This is a genomic window from Gluconobacter japonicus, from assembly GCF_002723975.1.
Classification (GTDB): domain Bacteria; phylum Pseudomonadota; class Alphaproteobacteria; order Acetobacterales; family Acetobacteraceae; genus Gluconobacter; species Gluconobacter japonicus.
In genome coordinates this window covers 75543-96714 of record NZ_BEWO01000001.1, presented here as the reverse complement: position 1 = coordinate 96714, position 21172 = coordinate 75543, and the positions used below count along the sequence as shown (strand labels likewise).

The 21172-nt window shown below is 57.7% G+C and carries 18 protein-coding genes; 7 read left to right on the top strand and 11 right to left on the bottom strand.

The features are described 5' to 3' along the window. The first annotated feature begins 76 nt into the window (after nucleotides 1-76). On the top strand, nucleotides 77-1459 hold the full coding sequence (locus tag GJA01_RS00475) for an MATE family efflux transporter (protein WP_010501172.1): 1383 nt from the start codon (nucleotides 77-79) through the stop codon (nucleotides 1457-1459). Here the strand turns inward: GJA01_RS00475 and GJA01_RS00470 are convergent. Then, on the bottom strand, nucleotides 1422-2666 hold the full coding sequence (locus GJA01_RS00470; RefSeq protein WP_062505433.1) for an MFS transporter: 1245 nt from the start codon (nucleotides 2664-2666) through the stop codon (nucleotides 1422-1424). The genes GJA01_RS00475 and GJA01_RS00470 overlap by 38 nt on opposite strands. 57 nt (nucleotides 2667-2723) lie before the next feature. Further along, the gene (locus tag GJA01_RS00465; protein ID WP_010501175.1) at nucleotides 2724-3194 is read right to left on the bottom strand and encodes a BON domain-containing protein; all 471 of its coding nucleotides are present in this window, start codon (nucleotides 3192-3194) and stop codon (nucleotides 2724-2726) included. Nucleotides 3195-3541: 347 nt separating this feature from the next. On the opposite strand from GJA01_RS00465, the gene rpsD reads away from it, so the two are divergent. Further along, nucleotides 3542-4159, top strand: a complete 618-nt coding sequence (gene rpsD / locus GJA01_RS00460; RefSeq protein ID WP_010501177.1) for a 30S ribosomal protein S4 — start codon at nucleotides 3542-3544, stop codon at nucleotides 4157-4159. A gap of 915 nt (nucleotides 4160-5074) precedes the next feature. Next, a complete protein-coding gene (locus GJA01_RS00445) occupies nucleotides 5075-6622 on the top strand; it encodes a peptide chain release factor 3 (protein ID WP_062505434.1) in 1548 nt (515 codons plus the stop codon). A 74-nt stretch (nucleotides 6623-6696) separates the two neighbouring features. Here the strand turns inward: GJA01_RS00445 and mtnK are convergent, their stop codons facing one another. The 8 genes from mtnK to aroB all read right to left on the bottom strand — a co-directional run bounded on the left by mtnK (nucleotide 6697) and on the right by aroB (nucleotide 16892). Then, nucleotides 6697-7887: an S-methyl-5-thioribose kinase gene (gene mtnK / locus GJA01_RS00440; protein ID WP_062505437.1), complete on the bottom strand. Its 1191-nt coding sequence runs from the start codon at nucleotides 7885-7887 to the stop codon at nucleotides 6697-6699. Continuing rightward, nucleotides 7887-8579: a hypothetical protein gene (locus GJA01_RS00435; RefSeq protein WP_062505439.1), complete on the bottom strand. Its 693-nt coding sequence runs from the start codon at nucleotides 8577-8579 to the stop codon at nucleotides 7887-7889. The genes mtnK and GJA01_RS00435 overlap by 1 nt, the downstream gene beginning before the upstream one ends. A 75-nt stretch (nucleotides 8580-8654) precedes the next feature. After that, complete coding sequence (locus tag GJA01_RS00430) at nucleotides 8655-9479, bottom strand: endonuclease/exonuclease/phosphatase family protein (RefSeq protein ID WP_062505441.1); 825 nt, start codon at nucleotides 9477-9479, stop codon at nucleotides 8655-8657. A gap of 32 nt (nucleotides 9480-9511) precedes the next feature. Then, complete coding sequence (locus GJA01_RS00425; RefSeq protein ID WP_010501191.1) at nucleotides 9512-10195, bottom strand: carbonic anhydrase; 684 nt, start codon at nucleotides 10193-10195, stop codon at nucleotides 9512-9514. A 116-nt stretch (nucleotides 10196-10311) separates the two neighbouring features. Continuing rightward, complete coding sequence (gene alaS, locus GJA01_RS00420; RefSeq protein ID WP_062505443.1) at nucleotides 10312-12951, bottom strand: alanine--tRNA ligase; 2640 nt, start codon at nucleotides 12949-12951, stop codon at nucleotides 10312-10314. An 83-nt stretch (nucleotides 12952-13034) separates the two neighbouring features. Then, complete coding sequence (locus GJA01_RS00415; RefSeq protein ID WP_010501195.1) at nucleotides 13035-13598, bottom strand: GtrA family protein; 564 nt, start codon at nucleotides 13596-13598, stop codon at nucleotides 13035-13037. A 145-nt stretch (nucleotides 13599-13743) separates the two neighbouring features. Next, entirely contained in the window at nucleotides 13744-14889 is a 1146-nt protein-coding gene (locus GJA01_RS00410) for an OmpA family protein (RefSeq protein ID WP_010501197.1), read from the bottom strand. A 320-nt stretch (nucleotides 14890-15209) separates the two neighbouring features. After that, nucleotides 15210-16892: a 3-dehydroquinate synthase gene (aroB, locus tag GJA01_RS00405; RefSeq protein WP_062505445.1), complete on the bottom strand. Its 1683-nt coding sequence runs from the start codon at nucleotides 16890-16892 to the stop codon at nucleotides 15210-15212. A gap of 62 nt (nucleotides 16893-16954) precedes the next feature. On the opposite strand from aroB, the gene GJA01_RS00400 reads away from it, so the two are divergent. The 3 genes from GJA01_RS00400 to GJA01_RS00390 are packed head-to-tail and all read left to right on the top strand — an operon-like array spanning nucleotide 16955 to nucleotide 19351. Beyond that, entirely contained in the window at nucleotides 16955-17389 is a 435-nt protein-coding gene (locus GJA01_RS00400) for a hypothetical protein (protein ID WP_062505446.1), read from the top strand. Nucleotides 17390-17406: 17 nt separating this feature from the next. Then, nucleotides 17407-18330, top strand: coding sequence for a tyrosine recombinase (locus tag GJA01_RS00395; RefSeq protein ID WP_062505448.1), 924 nt, complete (start codon nucleotides 17407-17409; stop codon nucleotides 18328-18330). A 46-nt stretch (nucleotides 18331-18376) separates the two neighbouring features. Continuing rightward, nucleotides 18377-19351 carry an acetyl-CoA carboxylase carboxyltransferase subunit alpha gene (locus GJA01_RS00390; RefSeq protein WP_172794502.1) on the top strand — a complete coding sequence of 325 codons (975 nt, stop codon included), beginning with the start codon at nucleotides 18377-18379 and terminating at the stop codon, nucleotides 19349-19351. A gap of 44 nt (nucleotides 19352-19395) precedes the next feature. On the opposite strand, the gene GJA01_RS00385 is transcribed toward GJA01_RS00390, so the two are convergent. Further along, complete coding sequence (locus GJA01_RS00385; RefSeq protein WP_062505452.1) at nucleotides 19396-20160, bottom strand: competence/damage-inducible protein A; 765 nt, start codon at nucleotides 20158-20160, stop codon at nucleotides 19396-19398. A gap of 102 nt (nucleotides 20161-20262) precedes the next feature. On the opposite strand from GJA01_RS00385, the gene GJA01_RS00380 reads away from it, so the two are divergent. Further along, the gene (locus GJA01_RS00380) at nucleotides 20263-21156 is read left to right on the top strand and encodes an SMP-30/gluconolactonase/LRE family protein (RefSeq protein WP_062022391.1); all 894 of its coding nucleotides are present in this window, start codon (nucleotides 20263-20265) and stop codon (nucleotides 21154-21156) included. The last annotated feature ends 16 nt before the right edge of the window (nucleotides 21157-21172 follow it).

Below are 21172 nucleotides of genomic sequence, written 5' to 3'. Positions count from 1 at the left end.
ATGCGCCAGCCGCCGGTTTGGTGCAACAGGGTTTGTTACCCTTGTGCGTATGATCTGGCCTGCGATAGGGAGACTTATGCGTAGCACCTTTAAAGATCCTACTTCTCCCCGCGGACATGCTCTTGCCCTTCTGAGGGTCGCTCTGCCTCTGGCCCTGTCGCAGCTCTCCGAAATGTCGATGGGCGTGACGGACACCATTCTGCTGGGCGGTCTGGGCGTTGCGGAAGTGGCTGTTGGCGGTCTGGCCAATACTTTCTTCTTTACCACTATGGTGACGTGTCAGACCATTCTTGGTGGCGCGGGGGTGCTTCTGTCGCATGGGCGGGGTGCGGAAGATCATGGGCGTGAGGCTCATGATGGCCGGAGCGTGATGAGCGCGACGTTTCTTCTGGCGCTTCTGATTTTCGTTCCCTGCGCTTTGCTGCTCTGGAACGTACAGCCGCTGTTTGCGTGGCTGTCTGAGCCGAGCGATGTGGTGACGCAGGGAAGTCACTTCATCCGCATCCTGCTGTATTCATTGCTGCCTGATCTTGCTGTCATTGGTGTTCTGCGTGTGGCGCTGCCTTCGCTTGGGGCGGAGACGCTTCTGCTGTGGATCATGCCCGCTATGGCGATCTGCAATGGCATCACCAATGCGGCGCTGATCCATGGCTGGTTTGGTTTGCCTGCCATGGGGCTGTTCGGCTCCGCGACGGCCACGACGCTGACGGGCTGGGCGATCAGTGTTGCCCTGACGGGTCTGTGCCTGATGCATCCGCGTGTCCGGGCTGTCATGAAACCAGCCGCCGTACACTGGCCGGTCATGAAAGAGCTTCTGAAGCTCGGATTACCCATGATGCTGGGGGCTGCTGCTGAAATTCTTATGTTCCAGATCACCAGCCTTCGTGCGGGAGAGCTCGGGACGCAGAGCCTCGCAGCCCATCAGGTTGCGGTGAATGTCAGTGCGCTTCTGTTCATGGTGTGTCTGGCGATCGGACAATCAACGAATGTCCGTGTGGCGTACTGGCGTGGGGCGGGACGGATGGATCAGAGCCGCCGTGCGGCCTGGACCGGGATCTGGATTGTGCTGGTCTGGTCCGTGCTGTCTTCGGCGTTGCTGCTGATTTGGCCAGAAAAGATCGTCAGTCTGTATTTCACGGGGCATGCTCCTGATCCGGCAACGGCGGCGCTTGTTATTACCCTGATGAAGATTGCCGGGATCTACCAGATTGTGGACGGTCTTCAGGTTGTCTTTAGTGGTGCTTTGAGAGGCTGTGGCGACACGGTCTGGCCGATGGTGATTGCCGTTTCAAATTACGGCCTGATCGGGCTTGTTTTTGGTGGGTGGTTGGCCTTCCAGCAGCACTGGGGGGCGGAAGGCCTGTGGATTGGCATGGCGACAGCTCTGACGGTCAGTTCTGTCGCTCTTGGTTTCCGGCTTTTCAGCGTGATGCGGAGAGCCGAGCCTGTGCCATCGTAATCAGGTAGACGAGGAAGCCGCCTGCGGAAAGCAGGGCAGATCCCCAGCCAATAGAAGCAAGTCCAAGCCCTGAACTGATTAGGAAAGCGCCCAGCCATGTGCCTGCGGCGTTGGCGATGTTGAAAGCCGAGTTGTTCAAGGACGCGGCCAGTGTCTGTGCATCTCCTGCGACTTCCATAAGATGGCTCTGGATGGCCGGAGAAATGCCGATCAGCGTGGCCGGGATCAGGAACGTGATGGGAAGCATGGCGACCGGCAAGGGCAGCAGGAGCCAGAAGGCCAGCATGAACACACAGCTTGCGGCGAAGGAGGCCAGGATCGTTCGGTTGATGTTTCGGTCCGCCATGGCGCCTCCGAATGCATTGCCTGCGAGCATGCCGAGGCCCCACACGATCTGGTAGAGCGCGACAGCCCAGTCTGGCAAATGTGTGACGTCTGACAGGGCCGTGGTGAGAAAGGTGTAGATCGCGAACAGACCGCCGAAGCCGATGGCGCTTGTCAGGAGCGTCAGCAGAACCTGAGGGCGTTTGAAGGCCCCGAGTTCGGCCAGGGCATTGGCATTCGGATGGGGTTTGTCACGCGGGGCGAAGTACCAGATCGCCAGAAAACACAGCAGTCCGAGGAGCGAAATTGCAGCGTAAGCGGCGCGCCATCCGAGGTGATTGGCGGCGTAAGTGGAGAGGGGGGAACCTACGACGGTAGAGAACATGATGCCGGACAGAACACGTCCAACCGTGCGGCCACGTCTTGCCCGTTCGACCATGGATGCGCCGACGAGTGCTGCAACACCGAAAAAGGCCCCGTGTGGAAGCCCGGTGATGAAGCGCATGACTTCAATGTCGAGCAGGTTCGGCATCAGGATCGTGCCGGTATTTCCCACGAGGAAAAGTACGAGCATGGCAAGCAGAAGTGTGCGGCGAGGGAGCTTCGCACCTGCAACCGCAATGAGAGGTGCTCCAACCACGACGCCGAGCGCATAAGCTGAGATGACGGAGCTGGCGCGGGAAATGGAAATTCCCAGGGAGTGGGAGAACTCGGGCAGCAGGCCCATCATGGCGAATTCGCCAGTCCCGATTGTAAATGTTGCCAGCATGAGGGCGAACATGGCTGGTTCGACGCCGTGAGGTGGACGCACCCGCTCGACATCGACTGGTTCGATTAATTCCATATGGAAAAGGTCCGGAAGAGGGGGAAATCTGCCCACCATCCGGACCCTGAAATGCTAGCCGGACACGTTCACGGGGAAGTGTTCTGGCTGGTCAGTTCAATTCTCCGTTGGCAGACGGATTGTCTGTCCCGGATAAATGTCATCCTTGCTTGTGACAAGCGGTTGATTTGCATCAAGAAGCTCATCGCCCGAAATGTCTTCCGGCAGCTTCTCGGCGACCTCATCAAGGTTTTGGCTGGTCTTGATTTCCAGGAACTTCGGATCGGGGGTTCCGGGGGGCACCTGAATCTCGGCCTCAACAGCAGCCACGCCAGCGACGTTGCCTGCTGTAAGGATCATTTGGTCACGCGCCTTTGCGGTGTCCGCCTTGCCGCGCAGATAGATTGTGCGGTCATCAATCACGAGATGCGACATGTGCATCTGTGCGAGGCCGAACTTCTTGAAGGCACGCTTGATGGCGCTTTCACCCGGCTTGGGCGGCGCTGGTGCATCAAGGGACTGGATCAGTCCTTCGAAGGACCCTTCGGCAATACGACCAGCCTTGGGATTGAAGCGATAGATTTTCATGGGCAAACTCAAAAAGGCATGGCTCCCCGATCAGAGGGGAGGACCAGACCGTTAGCGCAAACCCCCCGGGAGGGGTTGCGCGCTTTATAAGCATCTGCTGCGAGAAAATAACAGGGCCCAGAATCGGCCTTTGATTGACAAAAGAGCATGAGACCTGTTAGGCGCGGGTCCACTGCCGGAAACGAGGACGTACCGACCGGGCCATTATTGTGGGTTTCTGTATCCTGCAGGCTCCGGTTTTTGGGTGCGCGCCCGTCCTTTCCAATTCGGGGAAGGGCCTACCGGCGCAACAAAACGGCTCGCCATGCAGCATGGGGCGGGCCTGATGTATGAACAGGGGTTAACCCATGTCAAAGCGTCTTGAGAGCAAGTACAAGATCAATCGCCGTCTCGGCGTAAACCTTTGGGGCCGTGCAAAGTCCCCTGTGAACCGTCGTGAATACGGTCCGGGTCAGCATGGTCAGCGTCGTAAGCAGAAGCCTTCTGACTTCTCCATCCAGCTGATGGCCAAGCAGAAGCTCAAGGGCTACTACGGCAACATCAGCGAGAAGCAGTTCCGCAAGTACTACGACGAAGCCGTCCGTCGTAAGGGTGACACCTCCGAGAACCTGATCGGTCTGCTGGAGCGTCGTCTGGACGCCGTTGTGTACCGTCTGAAGTTTGCGATCACGCCGTTCGCAGCACGTCAGTTCGTCAGCCATGGCCACGTTACGGTCAACGGCAAGAAGGTGAACATCCCGTCCTACCTCGTGAAGGAAGGCGACGTCATCGAAGTGCGCGAGAAGTCCAAGCACCTCGCCATCGTTCTCGACTCCGTGCAGACGGGCGAGCGCGACACGCCGGAATACGTTGAAGTCGATCACCGCCAGATGAAGGGTACGTTCCTGCGTACGCCGGTTCTCTCCGATGTGCCGTATCCGGTGCAGATGGAACCGAACCTGGTTGTCGAGTTCTACTCCCGCTAATTCGGATTTCGGGCTTTCGGGCCCGGATCAGAACGCGATCGGAAAACGCCGGATGGGTCTCCCGTCCGGCGTTTTTTGTTTTGGCCTCGCAGAAGAATGGGAAGAGCCGCGCAGAGTTTTACGTTCTGACTCTTTGATTGTATCAATTAATCTCTAAATGATACGTTATATTTCATATCAAAGAGGGGCGGCAAAAGATGCGCTTTGGGCTGGGTGTGGTTCTGATCTGTGCTGCGGCCTGCGCGTCAGCTAATGCTCGCGGGATCAATACCTTCGTAGCTCCCGATACGCATTATCATCCTCCACCACCGCCTCATTTACATCTTGTTCGCTGCAGGGATGGAACCGTGATTGTTTCCTCCCAGAGATGTCCGATCAGGCCTCCTGTTATGGAGCGCACTGCGGCGGGAAAAGCCGTAGATACTGTGACGGGTGTTGTTCGAAGTCTGACTGGCCATAATTTGGGTTTCAGATGGTAGGTAATAAATAGAACTTCAGGAGCGGACAGATATGTTGGTGGGAGCTGAGAGTTTTCTGTCTGGTGGTATTGGGATGTTCAGGATCGTTTTCTGAGGGGGAAACTTCCGAGGAATGTTTCAGATCGATCCGGCGCTGATGGCGTTCCTTCTGTGCATGCTCCAGCTCCGGGAGTGCAATCGGATCGTTTGCGGCGGCCTGTGTCCAAACCTGCCCAATAGGGGCGTGCTGATTTCTGTTCGGGAAAACCAAAAATACGAACCTAAGGCCCGAAGGGCAGGGAATGCTTGACGGCAAAAGCGGTCTTCTGCACATTGCGCCTCCCGATGGGTAAGGCTTCCATGAGGGCTGTCCTCTGTATTTGCTAACAGGCCATGTGTCTGTCTGGACGTCGCGAAAGCTCCAGTCCCGGATTTTTTCTACGTTGCCGGAGGCATCATGTCAGAGGCGCTGAGCGCTGAAATTACCCGCGAGATCGCTCGTCGGCGTACGTTTGCCATTATTTCCCATCCAGACGCCGGTAAGACGACCCTGACGGAACGTATCCTGCGCGCAGGTGGCGCCATCCAGCTTGCAGGTAACGTGCGTGCCAAGGGTGAGCGTCGCCGCACCAAGTCTGACTGGATGGGTATTGAGCGGGACCGTGGCATTTCCGTTGTGACCTCCGTCATGACGTTTGAATATGGCAACTGCGTCTTTAACCTGCTTGATACTCCGGGCCATGAAGACTTCTCTGAAGATACCTATCGTACCCTGACGGCTGTGGACTGTGCCGTCATGGTGATCGATGCCGCAAAGGGCATCGAGGACCGGACGCGCAAGCTGTTCGAAATCTGCCGTCTGCGCGATATTCCGATCATCACGTTCATCAACAAGATGGACCGTGAGGCGCAGGACTGCTTCGCCCTTCTGGATGAAATTTCCAATTCCCTGGCGCTGGATGTCTCGCCTGCGACATGGCCGATCGGGCGTGCTGCGACGTTTATTGGCACGTTCGATATCCGCACCCGTGAAGTGCATACCAAGGATCCGGTGGACGAAACTGATCCGCGGATGGTGCAGCTTCGGGAAGATCTGGAACTGGTGGAGGCCGCGCTTCCCGAGTTCGATCGTGAGTCTTTTGACGCGGGGCATCTGTCTCCTGTGTTCTTCGGGTCGGCCATGAAGGAAATCGGTGTGACCGATCTTCTGGATGCACTGGTCGCTTACGGTCCTGCGCCACGCGCCCAGCCGACGGAAAGCCGTGAGGTCAAGGCGGATGAAGAGCAGGTCACGGCTCTGATCTTCAAGATCCAGGCGAACATGGACCCGAATCATCGGGACCGCATGGCTTTCGCCCGTGTATGTTCAGGACGTCTGACGCGCGGGATGCGTCTCAAGCATGTGCGGACCGGCAAGCAGTTTGCTCTGCATACGCCACAGTTCTTCTTTGCACGTGATCGCCAGTTGGCTGAGGAAGCTTTTGGCGGAGACGTGGTGGGGATTCCAAACCATGGTACACTCCGTATTGGTGATACGCTGAGTGAGAACGAGGAACTGCGCTTCACGGGTGTCCCGCACTTTGCTCCGGAAATCCTGCGTCGTGTCCGTCTTGATGATGCCATGAAGGCCAAGAAGCTGCGTCAGGCTCTGGTAGAACTGGCGGAAGAGGGTGTCGTGCAGCTTTTCCGCCCGCAGGATGGTCTGCCGCCGATCGTGGGTGTTGTGGGAACACTTCAGCTTGACGTTCTTCAGTCACGCTTGAAGGGGGAATATGGCGTATCCATTGGTTTTGAAAGCACGCCATTTACACTGGCCCGCTGGATTACCGGTGATCGTGAAAAGATCGAGATGTTCATGATGACGAACCGCTCATCCATGGCGGATGATCTGGATGGAGACCCTGTCTTCCTCGCCAGTTCGTCCTTCATGATGCGTCGCACCATCGAGATGAACCCCGATCTGGCGTTCCACGACATTAAACAGATCGGTCTGGCTTCGGTCTGATCTTTCAAGCCTCGCTCCTGTATTCGGGAGCGAGGCTTTTTTTATGTCTGCTGTTTACGGCTTTCCGGCAGTTCTTACTGAAGTGTCAGTACGCTCAGCAGGTCTTCCAGAGTGTGGAGAGACGGTGCTTTCAGAATAAGTGCGCGCCCTGTCTGAAGGGCTTTTCGGCGTGCCGCCGTGCGGCTTTCTGGTGTGGCGCAGAGCGTATAATCCGCGACCTGGGCGAAACCAACTGTGCGCCTGATTATTTCAAGACCGCAGAAGCCAGCTGTGTCCCGCAAAATGTCGAGCAGAAAATTGTCCAGCAGGTCTCTGCGTTGCGTTTCATCGGAGAGCGCCCAGACGTCGCCACCACCTGTTTTCAGAAGGGTGCGGAGTTCTGTCGTGAAGCTGTTCCAGAATGCTGTGATTTCAGACGTAATCAGAGCGTTTTTGTCCGGCGCGGCGCAGGCATGAAGTGTCAGATTGCCCAGATAAAGGCCGCAATCAAACCCGATTGGTCCCATCGTGGCGAATTCACCATCAATGACCCGGACATCGTTGTTGTGCAGCATGATGGACCCTGTATGCAGGTCTCCATGCAGAAGCGCCTGTCGTGCGGTCAGGAAGCGCTCCTGAAGGCTGCCGACGGCGCGGTGGAGAGGCTTGTCTGCCTGTAGGGCTTCCACGTCGGGAAGGAGGCCTGTTTCGGGAGAAGGGTTGCGCGAGCAGGGGCGAAACGGATCAGTCAGGATCAGATCGACCGTGATGCGGGTGAGGGCCGTGTTGCCAGCGAAGTCGGCCAGTAATTTCGAACCGTGTTCAAAGGGCTGGCTGATCCAGCTTGTAGCATGCACGCTGCGGGCCACGTACTGGCCGATAACGGCGGAAAATCCCGGCTGTGCTTCATCGCGGATCAGGGCAGTGCGCAGAACCTCATGTGGGGTCAGGCATTCCATAACGAGAAGGAACATCTCGTCATCGTAGAAATAGAGTTCGGGTGCGGCTGGGCGAACGGCATCCGCAGTCGCACGCATATAGCGGGCTTCGTACAGAGCGCGCTCCAGAGGCATGGGCCAGTCCGGTACAACGCGGACATGGGGGAGGGCCTGTTTGCAGCACAGGGAGCCGCCCGAACCATCTACAAGGAAAACGGTATTCAGATTGCCGTCACTGACTTCGCGGATGGTCCAGTCTGCGGGTGAGCCGCCAAGGCGAGACGCAAGGTCCGCGTGGTTTGTGAGCCAGTGCTGAAGGCTGGACGCATCAAGAGTAAAGTACGGCATCAGGAAAGTTCCAGCAGGGCGGCCAGTGTGGGGACGACAGGGCCTTCGGGTGTGTGGTTAGGGCGGATCAGGTGCAATGCGCCATATTCGGCATTCCCCTGCTCGCGACATCGCGTCTGAAGGTCGGAAAAACTCAGGGCTACGTCAATGCGCATCCCGATGTCGACAATGTGCGTGGAGGGATGTTCGCAGGCGAGCAGGCATGGTCCGACCTGGCATTCCGCAGGCGTCAGGCCCAGTTCTTCCTCACATTCCGCAAGAAGCTGGGTCGCTAGGTTTACGATGTTTTCCTGTGCGCGGCTTTCGACATTCCCTGCTGGCGCGCCTTGCCAGTAGCCGGGCAGGTAGATGGAAGTCTTCGCGCGTCGGCCGATCACAACGCCGTCCTGCGCAAACATCAGCCCTACGACAGCCAATGGTTTGAGCACTGTGTCTCCGTAAATGCCGGGCTGCTTCATTTGTGCGAGGACACGACGATATTCGGACCAGTGGCCATGGATATGGGAAGGGGTGATGTCGTCTGCACAAAAGACGCGGCCGTTATAAAGTGCAGGATACGATTTCAGTGCGTCAGCCCAGATACGCGAAACGGCTGCTTCCTGTGCGTCTGTAAGGGCCGGAAGAGGCCGGTCGGCCAGAACATGCACATCTGGCTGAAGAGATATAATGGGCCAGGAAGCAGGGTGTGACATGACGAACCTTGGCTTGGTTGGAAACTGTACAGTCCTTCATGCGGCAAAAGTCTGGAGAGGCAAATACGTCTCAGCTCAGGGAAGATGAAGCCGCACGGAAACAGGACAGTGATCCGAGAGGCCATCTGGCAGGGTGTCGTTCCGGTACGTCATGACCCGCAGGCTGTCCGGGATGAGCCAGGAGCGTGCTTCATTACCGAGCATGATGTGGTCGATGAAGTATTCGCCGCTCCAGCATGGGCTGGCTTTCCCGGCTGTTGTGAGCAGGACGGGGGCATCATGTTCAATCTGCTGCATGAGGGGATCATGGAGCGTCAACCGACGATTGAAATCCCCGAGAACAGCGTAGGGTTCGCCTTCATCCTGACGTTCGGCAATCCAGTCTTCAAGAATCTGGAACTGTTGATACAGCGTCGGGCAGGAGTGTTTGCGTTGAGTGAGAGGCTGATCCCAGCACCCGGTTTTCAGATGAACGACCAGAATGCGGAGATGGCTTGTCCCGTCAGAGACTGTGACGTCCAGGCCTGTTCTTAGATGGTGGGATGCATCTGGGCCGACCACATCCAGAGCAGACAGCTCTTCGTTGACCGTCACTTTGAGCGGTCGTTTCACGGCGAGACCGACGCGTTGGATAACGGGGGCTTGGGAGATGATGATCTGGTAGGTTTGCGGATCGAAGACCCGTGCAGCGGGTTCCGGGCCGTCCACTTCCTGAAAAGCGATGATATCTGCGTTCAGGTGGGTTGCGTAGTGATGCAGCCGGATGAAATCGTTGGGCTTGCGGCCATGGACATCATCGGGAAGGGCAGGATCTCCCGTCTGTTTCAGGGAGAGCCAGTCCAGATTCCAGGTTGAGAGTTTGATGTCCCGAGCCTGAACTGGAAAAGCCTCGCCGCACATCAGTGCGGCGAGGACGAAGAAAGACGAAAACCTCAGACGGCTTCTTTCTCAGTTGCGCCCATCTCGGCGAGGACACTTTCGACGGACCGTGTGGTGCGTGTTTTCTCGTCGAGAACGAGAATTTCACCATTCGGGATGTCGTAGAACCAGCCTTGCAGCGTCAGTTCACCCTGCGACAGGGCGCGGACAACAGCAGGATGCGTGCGAAGATGAGCAAGCTGAAGCAGGACGTTGTATTCTGCAAGCTGGCGGATATCGGCCGGGCCGGCATCTTCCGCCTTCAGGTCACCCATAGCGGCGCGGGCGGCTTCAGCGTTGCGCAGCCAGCTCCGGACGGTGGGGAGGCCATCCAGTTTCGGGGCGTTCAGGTCCAGCAGGGCGTTCATGGCGCCGCAGTTGGAATGACCGCACACAACGACATTCTTCACCTTGAGAGCTGCAACAGCGTACTCAATGGCGGAAGACACGCCACCAAGCATTTCGCCGTAGGCCGGAACGATGTTGCCGACGTTACGGACGATGAAAAGCTCGCCCGGTTCGGTCTGGGTAACGAGGCTCGGGCTGATCCGGCTGTCGGCGCAGGTAATGAACAGTGTGGAGGGGGACTGGCTGGTGGCCAGACTTTCAAACAGCTCCGCACTCTCCGGATAGACGTCCGTCTCGAATGTACGGACACCGCTCAGCAGTTTCGCCAGAGTATCACGACCACAGGCCATGGTGTTCTCCTTTCTATAAACTAATGAGCAGTTAGGAGGCTTTGTCAGGACAGGTAAAGCAGTAAAAGAACGGCTTCATCATTTGTTACTGCCCTGACATACCTTGTCGTTACGCTTTACGATGTAGCCAGACGCTCGCGCAGCATTGCAAAGACTTCTTCAGCATTTGCATTTGGGCCGCCAGCCTGAGCCATATCTGGCCGTCCACCGCCGCCTTTACCGCCCATGACTTCCGAAGCTGCACGCACCAGTGTTACGGCATCCAGGCGATCTTTCAGATCGGCTGTCACGGAAATGACAATGCTGCCACGACCATCGGCTTCGGAAATGAGTGCTACAACACCGGAGCCGATCTGCTTGGAAATGCTGTCTGCAAGGCCTTTGAGTTCCTTGGGGCTGACATCGCCGAGATTGCGGGCAGACAGCGTGATGCCATTAATGGTTTCGGTGACGCTCGTTCCTTCACCGGTAGCCAGTTTGCGTTGAAGTTCGGAAATCTGGCTGTTCAGGGACTTCCGTTCTTCCAGTAGGGCGGCAACGCGGGCGATGGTGTCAGAGACCGGGACTTTCAGCAGTTCGGCGATCTGCTTGAGACGGCTTTCGGTCTCCAGAGCCAGCGTCTCGGCGGCAACACCGCAGACGGCTTCGATACGACGAACGCCAGCAGAAACACCACTTTCAGAGACGATGCGGAACGGACCGATTTCACCAACGCGTCCAACATGGGTGCCGCCGCAAAGCTCGATGGAGTAAGCCGGGCGGCCTTCTTCACCCTTGCCCATGGAAACCACGCGAACTTCGTCGCCATATTTCTCACCGAAAAGCGCCATAGCGCCTTCTGCCACAGCCTGTTCCTGCGTCATCAGGCGCGTTTCGACAGGTGCGTTTTCGCGAATGCGGGCATTCACTTCGGCTTCGACAGCGAGAAGCTCTTCGTCCGTCAGCGGGCGAGGCTGGCTGATGTCGAAGCGCAGGCGCTCGGGTGCATTCAGGCTGCCCTTCTGCGTGACATGCGTGCCGATCTGGCGACGCAAAGCTTCATGCAGCAGATGGGTGGCGGAGTGATGGCCACGAATAGCGGTGCGGCGCTCATGGTCGATTTCGGCATGAACGGCCATGCCGGGCTTCAGTGTGCCTTCAACGATTTTGCCGTAATGAACGATCAGATCGCCATTGCGCTTCTGGGTATCCGTGATTTCGACTCTTACGCCATCAGCCGTGAGCGTACCGTGATCGCCGACCTGACCGCCACTTTCACCGTAGAACGGTGTTTGGTTCAACAGGATGGCGATGGTGTCAGCACTAGCAGGCGCTTCGGCCAGTTCGTCATTGCCTCGGAAAATGCCCTGAACTTCAGCATCAGCCTTTTCAGAAACATATCCGAGGAACTCACTTGCGCCATGCTTGTCACGCGCATCGAACCATACGGTTTCGGCAGCAGTATCGCCGGAGCCGACCCAGGCCGCACGGGCACGCTGGCGCTGTTCGGTCATGGCGCTTTCAAAGCCGGCTTCATCAACGGTGCGACCCTGCTCACGCAGGGCGTCCTGCGTCAGATCCAGCGGGAAGCCAAATGTGTCATAGAGTTTGAAGGCGACATCGCCGGGAAGGGCCTGCTTGTCGCCGAGGCGGCTGACTTCATCGGACAGAAGTGTCAGACCGCGTTCCAGCAGGGCTGTGAAGCGTTCTTCCTCACCCTTCATGGTTTCGGTGATGAGAGCCTGATGCTGCACGAGTTCCGGATAGGCTGCGCCCATCTGCTGGATCAGGGCGGGAAGCAGACGGTAGAACACCGGATCCTTGGCGCCCATGATGTGCAAATGACGCATGGCGCGACGCATGATGCGACGCAGGACGTAGCCGCGACCTTCCTTGGATGGCAGAACGCCGTCAGCAATCAGGAATGCCGTGGAGCGTAAGTGATCTGCAACAACGCGATGGCTGGACTTGAACGGGCCGTCTGCGTCCTGGCTCATGATATCGGCGGAGGACTCGATGAGCGCACGCATCGTGTCGGTGTCGTAGTTGTCGCGCTTGCCCTGCATGATGGCGGCAAAGCGTTCCAGGCCCATGCCTGTATCGATCGATGGGCGTGGCAGATTGTCGCGGGAGCCATCGGCCTGATCGAGGAACTGCATGAACACGAGGTTCCAGATCTCGACGAAGCGATCGCCATCTTCATCCGGGCTACCCGGAGGGCCACCGAAGACGCTCTCACCGTGATCGTAGAAGATTTCCGAACACGGACCACATGGTCCCGTGTCGCCCATACGCCAGAAGTTGTCAGACGTGGCGATGCGGATGATGCGATCATCGCTCAGGCCGGCCACTTTTTTCCAGAGATCGGCAGCTTCTTCATCGTCGGCATAAACCGTAGCGAGGAGTTTTTCTTTCGGAAGGCCGAAATCGCGTGTCAGCAGCGTCCATGCGAAATCAATGGCATCAGCTTTGAAGTAATCTCCAAAGCTGAAGTTGCCCATCATTTCGAAGAAGGTGTGATGACGGGCTGTATAGCCGACGTTATCGAGGTCGTTGTGCTTGCCGCCTGCGCGGACGACTTTTTGGGCCGTGGTTGCACGATTGTAAGGGCGTGTTTCCTGACCCGTAAAGACGTTCTTGAACGGCACCATGCCAGCGTTCGTAAACAGCAGCGTTGGATCGTTCTGCGGCACGAGGGAAGCCGAGGGAACAATGCGATGGCCGTTCGACCCGAAATAGTCGAGGAAGGCTGAGCGGATGTCGTTTGTGCTGGTCATGAGCTGAAGCGTCAGGTTCCGGAGAAGGCGGGAAAAACTAGCCTTACTCCTAGACCATTGTGAGCCGCTTGGAAATGTACGGCTCAGGGAGCTTTCTGCTGAAAGACTTCTGAATTTTCCTGAGGCAACGGTATTTGCGGTTCGGGTTCAGGGGACGTCAGGCCTGCTGCGGGAATTTCTACGGCCATCTGAACAAGTTCCATGGGTGTTTCGGGAACCTTGGCGCGGAAAACCAGGCGTCTGGACAGGTTGAAATTTGCCAGCATTCCGCAGCCAGCGCCAATGGCAAGTGCAACGACCGGGTAAGTGACCGTGAACGGTACGAGGGCATAAAGAAGAAAAACGGCACCGCGATTGAGGAGAAAGCCGAAAGAATTAGCCAGAAGAAAATGCAGCCATTGCAGGATCAGGTGCTGGTTGTCGGCTGCTGTGGACCGAAATGTCCACAATCGATTGAGAACCCAGTTGAAAGTGGCGGCAGTAAAATATGCTCCGATCGTTGCTGCGATGAGGCCGATTTCAGGTCGCAGAAGATCAACGCTTGCCCAATCCACAAAAAAACCAAGTGCGCCGACAATGCCAAACCGCAAAAACTGGTCAACGATCTGAGGACGGGATCGTGGATAGAAAATACGGGTGCGTCGCAAAGAGGCGTCTCCGTGGTAGGGGTGAAGTTGCTCTAACGTGAAGTGGAGGGGGCTGCAAATGCCCTGAAACCAAAAAAGGCGTCCCGAAGGACGCCTTTTTCAGAAAACCCGGAGCCCGAGGGCTCCGGCGCCTTATCAAACTGAATTACTTCAGGATGATTTCGACGCGACGGTTCTGCGGCTCGCGGGTGTTCGGGCCTGTCGGAACCAGCGGCTTGCTTTCGCCATAGCCGTGGATGTCGACAGCAGCTGCCGGAACGCCGTCACGGATCAGTTCAGCCTTCACGCTCTGGGCGCGACGGAGGGACAGACCCATGTTGTAACGCTCACCACGCGGGCCCGGGTGGGCTGCGGAGTTGTCGGTGTAGCCGTTGACTTCGATGCGCGTCGTCTGGACGTGCGTGGAAGCCTGAGCTGCCTGAGCAACGATCTCACGAGCGCGGCCCGTCAGGTCAGACTTATCCCAGTCGAAGAACACGAGGTACGTGCGAGCTGGGGTCGGAGCTGGCGGAACAACAACCGGAGCCGGCGGCGGCGGCGGCGGAGCCGTGTCGAACGCATAACGCAGGCCCAGGATGAACTGGTGCGAGAAGCGCGGATCGAAGTTCACGTTGCCCTTGTGCAGGCCGCTGCCGTTACGGTTCCAAGAGGTGGAACGGTAAGCGCCATCAGCAAACTGCTGACCGATGAAGCGGTATTCGGTCGTGACAGCAAGACCCGGAACGCCCGGAATGTCGTAAGCTGCACCGACGATACCCTGATACGCGAAGCTGCCCTGCGTACCACCGACGCGGTTAACCGCACCGTTGGAGTAGTTCGTCGTGATCGGGTTGTAGTGCTGCCACAGGTAGCCAGCGCCAACACCAACGAACGGCGTGACAGGAACGTTCAGGCCGAAGTGGGCCAGATCGATGTCATACAGGACGTTGACGAAGCCGCCATATGCCTGATCGGAACCCTTCGTGGAGCCCGTAGCAGCCGTCTTGTTGCGGTGGTTGATCTGGGAGTAGTTGTATACGCCCTCAACTTCAACGCGCAGACCGTTGCCGAAGCCCCAGCCGAAAGCGCCGAAGCCCGTGAAGCCGTCCTTGTGACGGAACTGGGAGCTGCTGCCAGCATTGCTGGTGGAGCCATCAGCCTGCGTGGTTGGCGAGAAGCTGGCGTGCTGGTTTTGAACCAGGTTGTAACCACCGCCAATGTTGACGTACGGGCCAGTGACCGTGCTGGCCATGGCGAGCGACGGTGCGGCGACCATCGACGTCATGGCAAGGAGTGCCGTGCGGAGACGCATGTTTTCGTCCTCTTAGTGACTAACGTTTCGAGCCATTGGCAGAACTGCTTCGACCAACGGACCCAGCGCGATGCATAAGCGCATATAGATCGGGTAGTTCCCTCGGACAAAGCCAGACAGAGCATCCCAGATCCACTCGGGGTGGAGGGAGTGACAAAAAAGTCACATTCCATTCCGCCCGGTTTACGATCTACGCCTCGCGTCCCTGTTGCCATAGCTGAACGTTTCTGCGGATGCCAGAGCATCCGCTGGATTTGTGAAAATCAAATGCAGTGAAAAAACAGAAAGTTAGGCTCTTTCATAAAGGACTGTAACAGTCCTCATGGCTGGCAGCCTTCATTTATCAGCAAGTTACGCACACTTTCCATCGGAACGTCACGACTTGTAAAAGCCTTTCCAATACCGTGCAGCAGAACAAAAGAAATGCGTCCATTCTGCATCTTCTTGTCCCGAGTCATGTGGTCGAGAAGTGTTTGTGCTGAGAACGATTCTTTAAACCAGTCAAAACTGGTGGGCATCTCAAGGGAGCGAAGGTGACTGTCGAGGCGAGCGAGATCTTCTTCGGGCGCGTGGCCAAGCTTTACAGAAAGAGCCATCGCCAGATGCAACCCGATGGAAACGGCTTCACCATGAAGGATACGACCGTCGTAACCGAGTTCAGCCTCAATGGCATGGCCAAAGGTGTGACCAAGATTGAGGAGTGCGCGTCCGTTCTGTTTGGCTTGTTCTTTTTCATCAGCGGTCACAACAGCGGCTTTGAAAACACAGGCACGGCGAACCGCCTCGGCGAGTGCGGCCGGATCTCCGCTCAGGACATCGCTGCCGTTGTCTTCACACCAAGCGAAAAGATCTGGATCTGCGATCAGGCCGGACTTCACAATTTCGGCATAACCGGCAACCCGCTGTCGACGGGGTAGAGTCGCGAGGGCTGAATTGTCGGCCAGCACGATGATGGGCTGATGGAATGCGCCGATCAGGTTTTTCCCGGAGGGAGAATTGATGCCGGTTTTGCCACCGACGGAACTGTCGACCTGTGCGAGAAGAGTCGTTGGAATCTGGACGAAGGGAATGCCGCGCAGTGCCGTAGCTGCGACGAAGCCTGCGAGATCCCCAATGACGCCTCCTCCCAAAGCAACGATAGTTGTGCCGCGTTCGATTCCCAGAGACAGAAGGCGCGTCATGACCTCGCCGTAACAGGAGAGGGATTTGCTCTCTTCGCCACCGATGACCGAAATAACTTCGGTTTCAATCCCGGTTTCTGCGAAGGATGCCAGCAGGCGTGGAAGGTGCAGGGCAGCGACCGTGTCATCTGTAATAATGACGACCCGCTTCTGGCGCAGGAGGGGAGCAATTTGGGCGCCCGCGCGTGAAATGAGGTCTGAGCCAATCAGAACGTCGTAGCTGTGCTGCGCCAGTGCGACATGGACTTTCTGAGGATGTGTATGCTCCGAAAGGCTTTCGCAAACACGTTGGACGCCCTGTTCCACGGTTTCATCTCCGCAATCTATGATGATGTCAGCTTCCGCATAGACGGGGTAACGGACCCCAACCAGACGGGTCATGATGTCTTCCGGGCTGCCCTGAGCCAGAAGTGGTCTGCCCCCTCGGCCATGCACGCGCCGCAGAAGGACGTGGACTGGCGCTCTCAGCCAGACCGAAACGGCATGCTTCCGCACAAGCTGGCGCGTCTGCGCGTCCATCCATGCACCGCCGCCTGTTGCCAGGATGCAGGGTGGTCCCTTGATGAGGCGCTGGATGACCCGGCGTTCACCTGCTCGGAAATAGGCTTCTCCGTGACGGGCGAAGATTTCGGGAATCGTGCAACCGGCGGCGCGTTCTATCTCTGCATCGGCATCAATGAACGGCAGGCCATAAACCTGTGCCAGGCGGCGGCCGACAGTGGTTTTTCCGGCTCCCATCATGCCGACGAGAACAACTGTGCTTGTCGGGGCGGGGTGAGTGACCGCCCAATCGGCGGAAAGTGAGGGTGGCAGAGGTGACATGCTCTGCTACCTATCATAGGAGAGGGCATCACGTCCTGCCTGCACTTTGAGACCTGAACATAATGGCCCAATCTGATCGTTCGTCTTCCCGTCTTCCCATGATTGCCGGGGGAGGCCTTGTCATTCTCGCTGTTGTGCTGGGTGGCGGTTTCCTGCGTCTGGGCATGAATGCTGTTCCGCCTGAGCAGACGCAGGTTCACAAAGACATTCCGGCGTCCACGTTTGCGACGACGAGTGCCGCTCCGGCTGCGTTGCCTGCCATGCCGCCTGTGCCAGCCGCTCCTGTTCCGGGAACTGCCCAGCCGGTTGCTGCGCCGGTGGCCCCGACACCTGCGGCTCCGGCCTCTGCTGCTGGTACGGTTCCTGCGCCCGCTCCGGCTGCGTCAAGTACCCCTATGCTGACGCCATCTACGCCGCTGCCGACAATGCCAGCCCCCAAGCCTGCACCGTCTCAGGGCGCGGCGGTGACGCCTGCACAGGTTGCGCCCGCACACTGAAGGATACGGTCTGCCGGATGACAGAGGTCACGGATCGTCACGTCGAGGCATTTCTGGAAATGCTGGCGGCGGAGCGTGGTGCGGCCCTGAAAACCCGGCAGGCCTACGCATCTGACCTGTCTGATTTTGCCCGTCATTGTGCGCCCGTGTCATTGGCGCAGGCGACGGGTGAGCAGGTTCGGAGTTATCTGGCGTCTTTGTCGCAAGCTGGGATGGCGGCCCGGACGGCGGCCCGGCGTCTCTCCTGCCTGAAGCAGTTTTATCGTTTTCTCATGCTGGAATCGATTCGGTCTGATGATCCGACCGATCGCCAGCAGGCTCCCAAAATTTCTGCTTCGCTTCCGCGTCCGCTGGATGAGAAAGAAATCCGCCTTCTCCTGGAAGAAGGGACGAAAGGGCATGAGAACGAGCGGCGAGACCTGTTGTCTCGTGCCGCACTGGAGCTTCTTTATACAACTGGTCTGCGTATTTCCGAATTGCTGTCGTTGCCGGCCAGTTGTGTGAAGGCAAAAGGCGCGATGCTTCTCGTGCGTGGCAAGGGGGGCAGGGAGCGTCTGGTGCCGCTGTCCCGCAGTGCGCGGGAGGCAGCGGAGGCTCTTGTCTATTTTGATCGGGATCTGGGGAGCCCTTATCTCTTTCCGGGACGTGATCCGAGCAAGCCTCTAACCCGTCAGGGGTTCGACAAGATCCTGCTGGCCTGTGCGCTGAAAGCGGGGATTGATCCGGAGCGCGTCAGCCCGCATGTGCTCAGGCATTCCTTTGCCAGTCACCTTCTGGCGCATGGGGCTGATCTGCGGGCGCTTCAGATGCTTTTGGGCCATGCTGATATCGCGACCACCCAGATCTATACGCAGGTGATGGCGGAACGTCTGAGGCAGCTTGTGACAGCGCATCATCCTTTGGCGAAAGTTGTGCCTGCGGGGCCCGCTGACTCGGAATAGCACGGGGGGCTGTTTCCGGATGCGCTGGCGTGCTATCCGGCTGGCCATGCGCCAATTCCTAGATTTCGAGAAGTCGGTCGCCGAACTCGAGACCAAGATCGACGAACTCCGCCAGATGGGCAGCCAGGAGAAGGACTCCGGCACCAGCGGCATCAATATCGATGACGAGGTTGCCCGTCTTTCAGACAAGGCGGACAAACAGCTTCGTGCGACCTATGCAAAGCTTACGCCATTGCAGAAGGTGCAGGTTGCCCGTCACGCCCAGCGGCCCAAGGCTCTGGACTATGTTCGTCTCCTGACCACAGATTTCACGCCTCTGGCCGGTGACCGGGCCTTTGGTGATGATGAAGCCATGATCGGTGGTCTGGCCCGCTTCCGTGGAGAGCCCGTCGTGGTGATCGGGACGGAGCGCGGTCACGATACGGAAACGCGTCTGCGCCACAATTTTGGTATGGCCCGTCCGGAAGGTTACCGGAAGGCGCAGCGTCTCGTGGAGATGGCTGGTCGTTTCGGTCTGCCGATTCTGAGCTTCATTGATACGGCCGGTGCTTGGCCGGGAATTGACGCAGAAGCTCGTGGACAGGCTCAGGCCATTGCGAAGTCCATCGACATTTGCCTCAAGGCTCCTGTGCCCCTGATCGCTACGGTGATCGGTGAGGGTGGCTCCGGCGGCGCTATCGCCATTGGTGCCGGTGACCGTGTGCTGATGCTTGAGCACTCGATCTATTCCGTCATTTCCCCGGAAGCCGCTGCCTCCATCCTGTGGCGCGATCCAAAGCTGGCTCCTGCCGCCGCCGAAGCCCTGAAGCTGACGGCGCAGGATCTGCAGGGTCTTGGCTTGATTGACCGGATTGTTGCGGAGCCGATCGGGGGCGCGCAGCGCTCTCCGGACGATGCGGTTCATGCGGTTGGCAACGCGATTGCCGAGGAACTGACAGAGCTTCAGAAGTTGACTGGACCGGCTCTTCTCCAGAAGCGCCGGGACAAGTTCCTGGCCATGACCCGTGGGTCTCTGAACTGATACAAAAAAACCGCTGCCCTTTGGAGCAGCGGTTTTTTTTGATCTTACGCTTTGTGCGGAGGGTCGCCGCTGACTGGCTCACGGCCATGGGCCATGATGAGGTCGTGAAGAAGTGGTCCTACTGTTGTAACGGCTTCTGCGTCATAGCCTTTGGCGACGAGAGCCGTGCCCTTCGTGCCATCTGTCAGGCCATAGGGATAAGAGCCGAGGTCAATTCCCGGAAACTTATCCTGTAATCGGCGCAGATCATCTGCGAAATCGCCTTCCTTCAAGCCTGCGGCGTGCCAACTGACGGATGTTAGAGGAGGGCCTTTTTCCAGTTGAGGAACCAGAGCGTCCACCATGGACGCGAAGATGGACGGAACGCCGGCCATCACATGCACATTTCCTATGCTGAAGCCGGGAGCCGCAGAAATCGCATTTTCGATGGGAACTGCGCCCTCCGGAAACATGGCCATCCGCTGTCGCGCGGTATTGAACTTCTCTTTCCCCATAAGAGCTTCAAGCTTCTGAAACGTGGGCTCATGGCGGAGCAGAGGAACGCCCATGGCCTTGGCGATACATTCTGCCGTGATGTCATCATGGGTGGGGCCAATGCCACCGCATGTGAAGAGAATATCGAATCGGGCCCGACATTCGGTGACGGTCTGGACGATGTGATCCTCAATGTCTGGAATGACGCGCACTTCGAGCAGCCGGATGCCTTGGGCATTCAGAGCGCGCGCCAGAACCTGTGTGTTGGCATCCTGTGTGCGGCCGGAGAGTATTTCGTTGCCTATGACGAGCAGGCAGGCGTTTTTTTGAAGCATGAGTCTCGTCCTGATAGTCTGATGGATCAAACGTAGCGCGTTGTGCCACGTTGTCGAGTAGGGGCAGACGTCTGGCCCTGCGCAATTTCAAACAGGACACTCATGAGCACTCTGAAGCACCATCTCCCTGAATGTATTCTCGATCTGCGTGCAACGCTGGGCGAGGGCCCTGTCTGGAGTGAGGCTGAAAAGTCGCTTTATTTCGTAGATATTATTGCGGCCAAGGTGCACCGGTTCACGCCGGAAACGGGCGCGCACAAGACGTGGGATGCGCCGGACCGCCTGGGGTTTCTGCTGCCTGTGGCAAACGGAACTTTCCTCGCTGGCCTGCGGGATGGGCTGCATGGCTTTGATCCGGAAAGCGGCGATTTTGAAGCTGGGCCGGAGATCGAGCCTGAGAAGCCGGGTAATCGTCTGAATGACGGTTGCGTGGATCCGTTGGGCCGCGTCTGGTTCGGCACGATGGATGATGGGGAAGAAGAGCCGACGGGTTCAATCTATCGCGTCGTGCATACGGAAGATGGTCTGGACATTACGCATCATAACGAAGGCTATATTGTCTCGAACGGTCCGGCGGTCTCACCGTGCGGGCGTGTGCTGTATGTCTGTCACAGCCCGAAGCAGACGATTTATGCATTCGATGTGGATGAGAATGGCGATCTTTCCAATGAGCGGGTTTTTGCCACACTGACGCATGGCTATCCGGACGGAATTGTGACGGACAGTGAAGGCAATTTGTGGTGCGGAGCATGGCTGGGTGGCCGTGTGGTTCGTTTCCGCCCGGATGGAACGGAGCTTCCTTCCATTCCCATGCCTGTGAGCAATGTGACGAAGGTCGCTTTTGGGGGCGACGATCTAAAAACCGTATTCGTCACGACGGCGCGTAAGGGGCTGGATGAGGCCACGTTGTCGAAGGAGCCTCAGGCTGGCTCGCTGTTTGCGTTCCGAACGGATGTGCCTGGTAATCGGCAGGCTGAATTTCAGTTGAACGACTGAAACAAAGGGGGCTGCT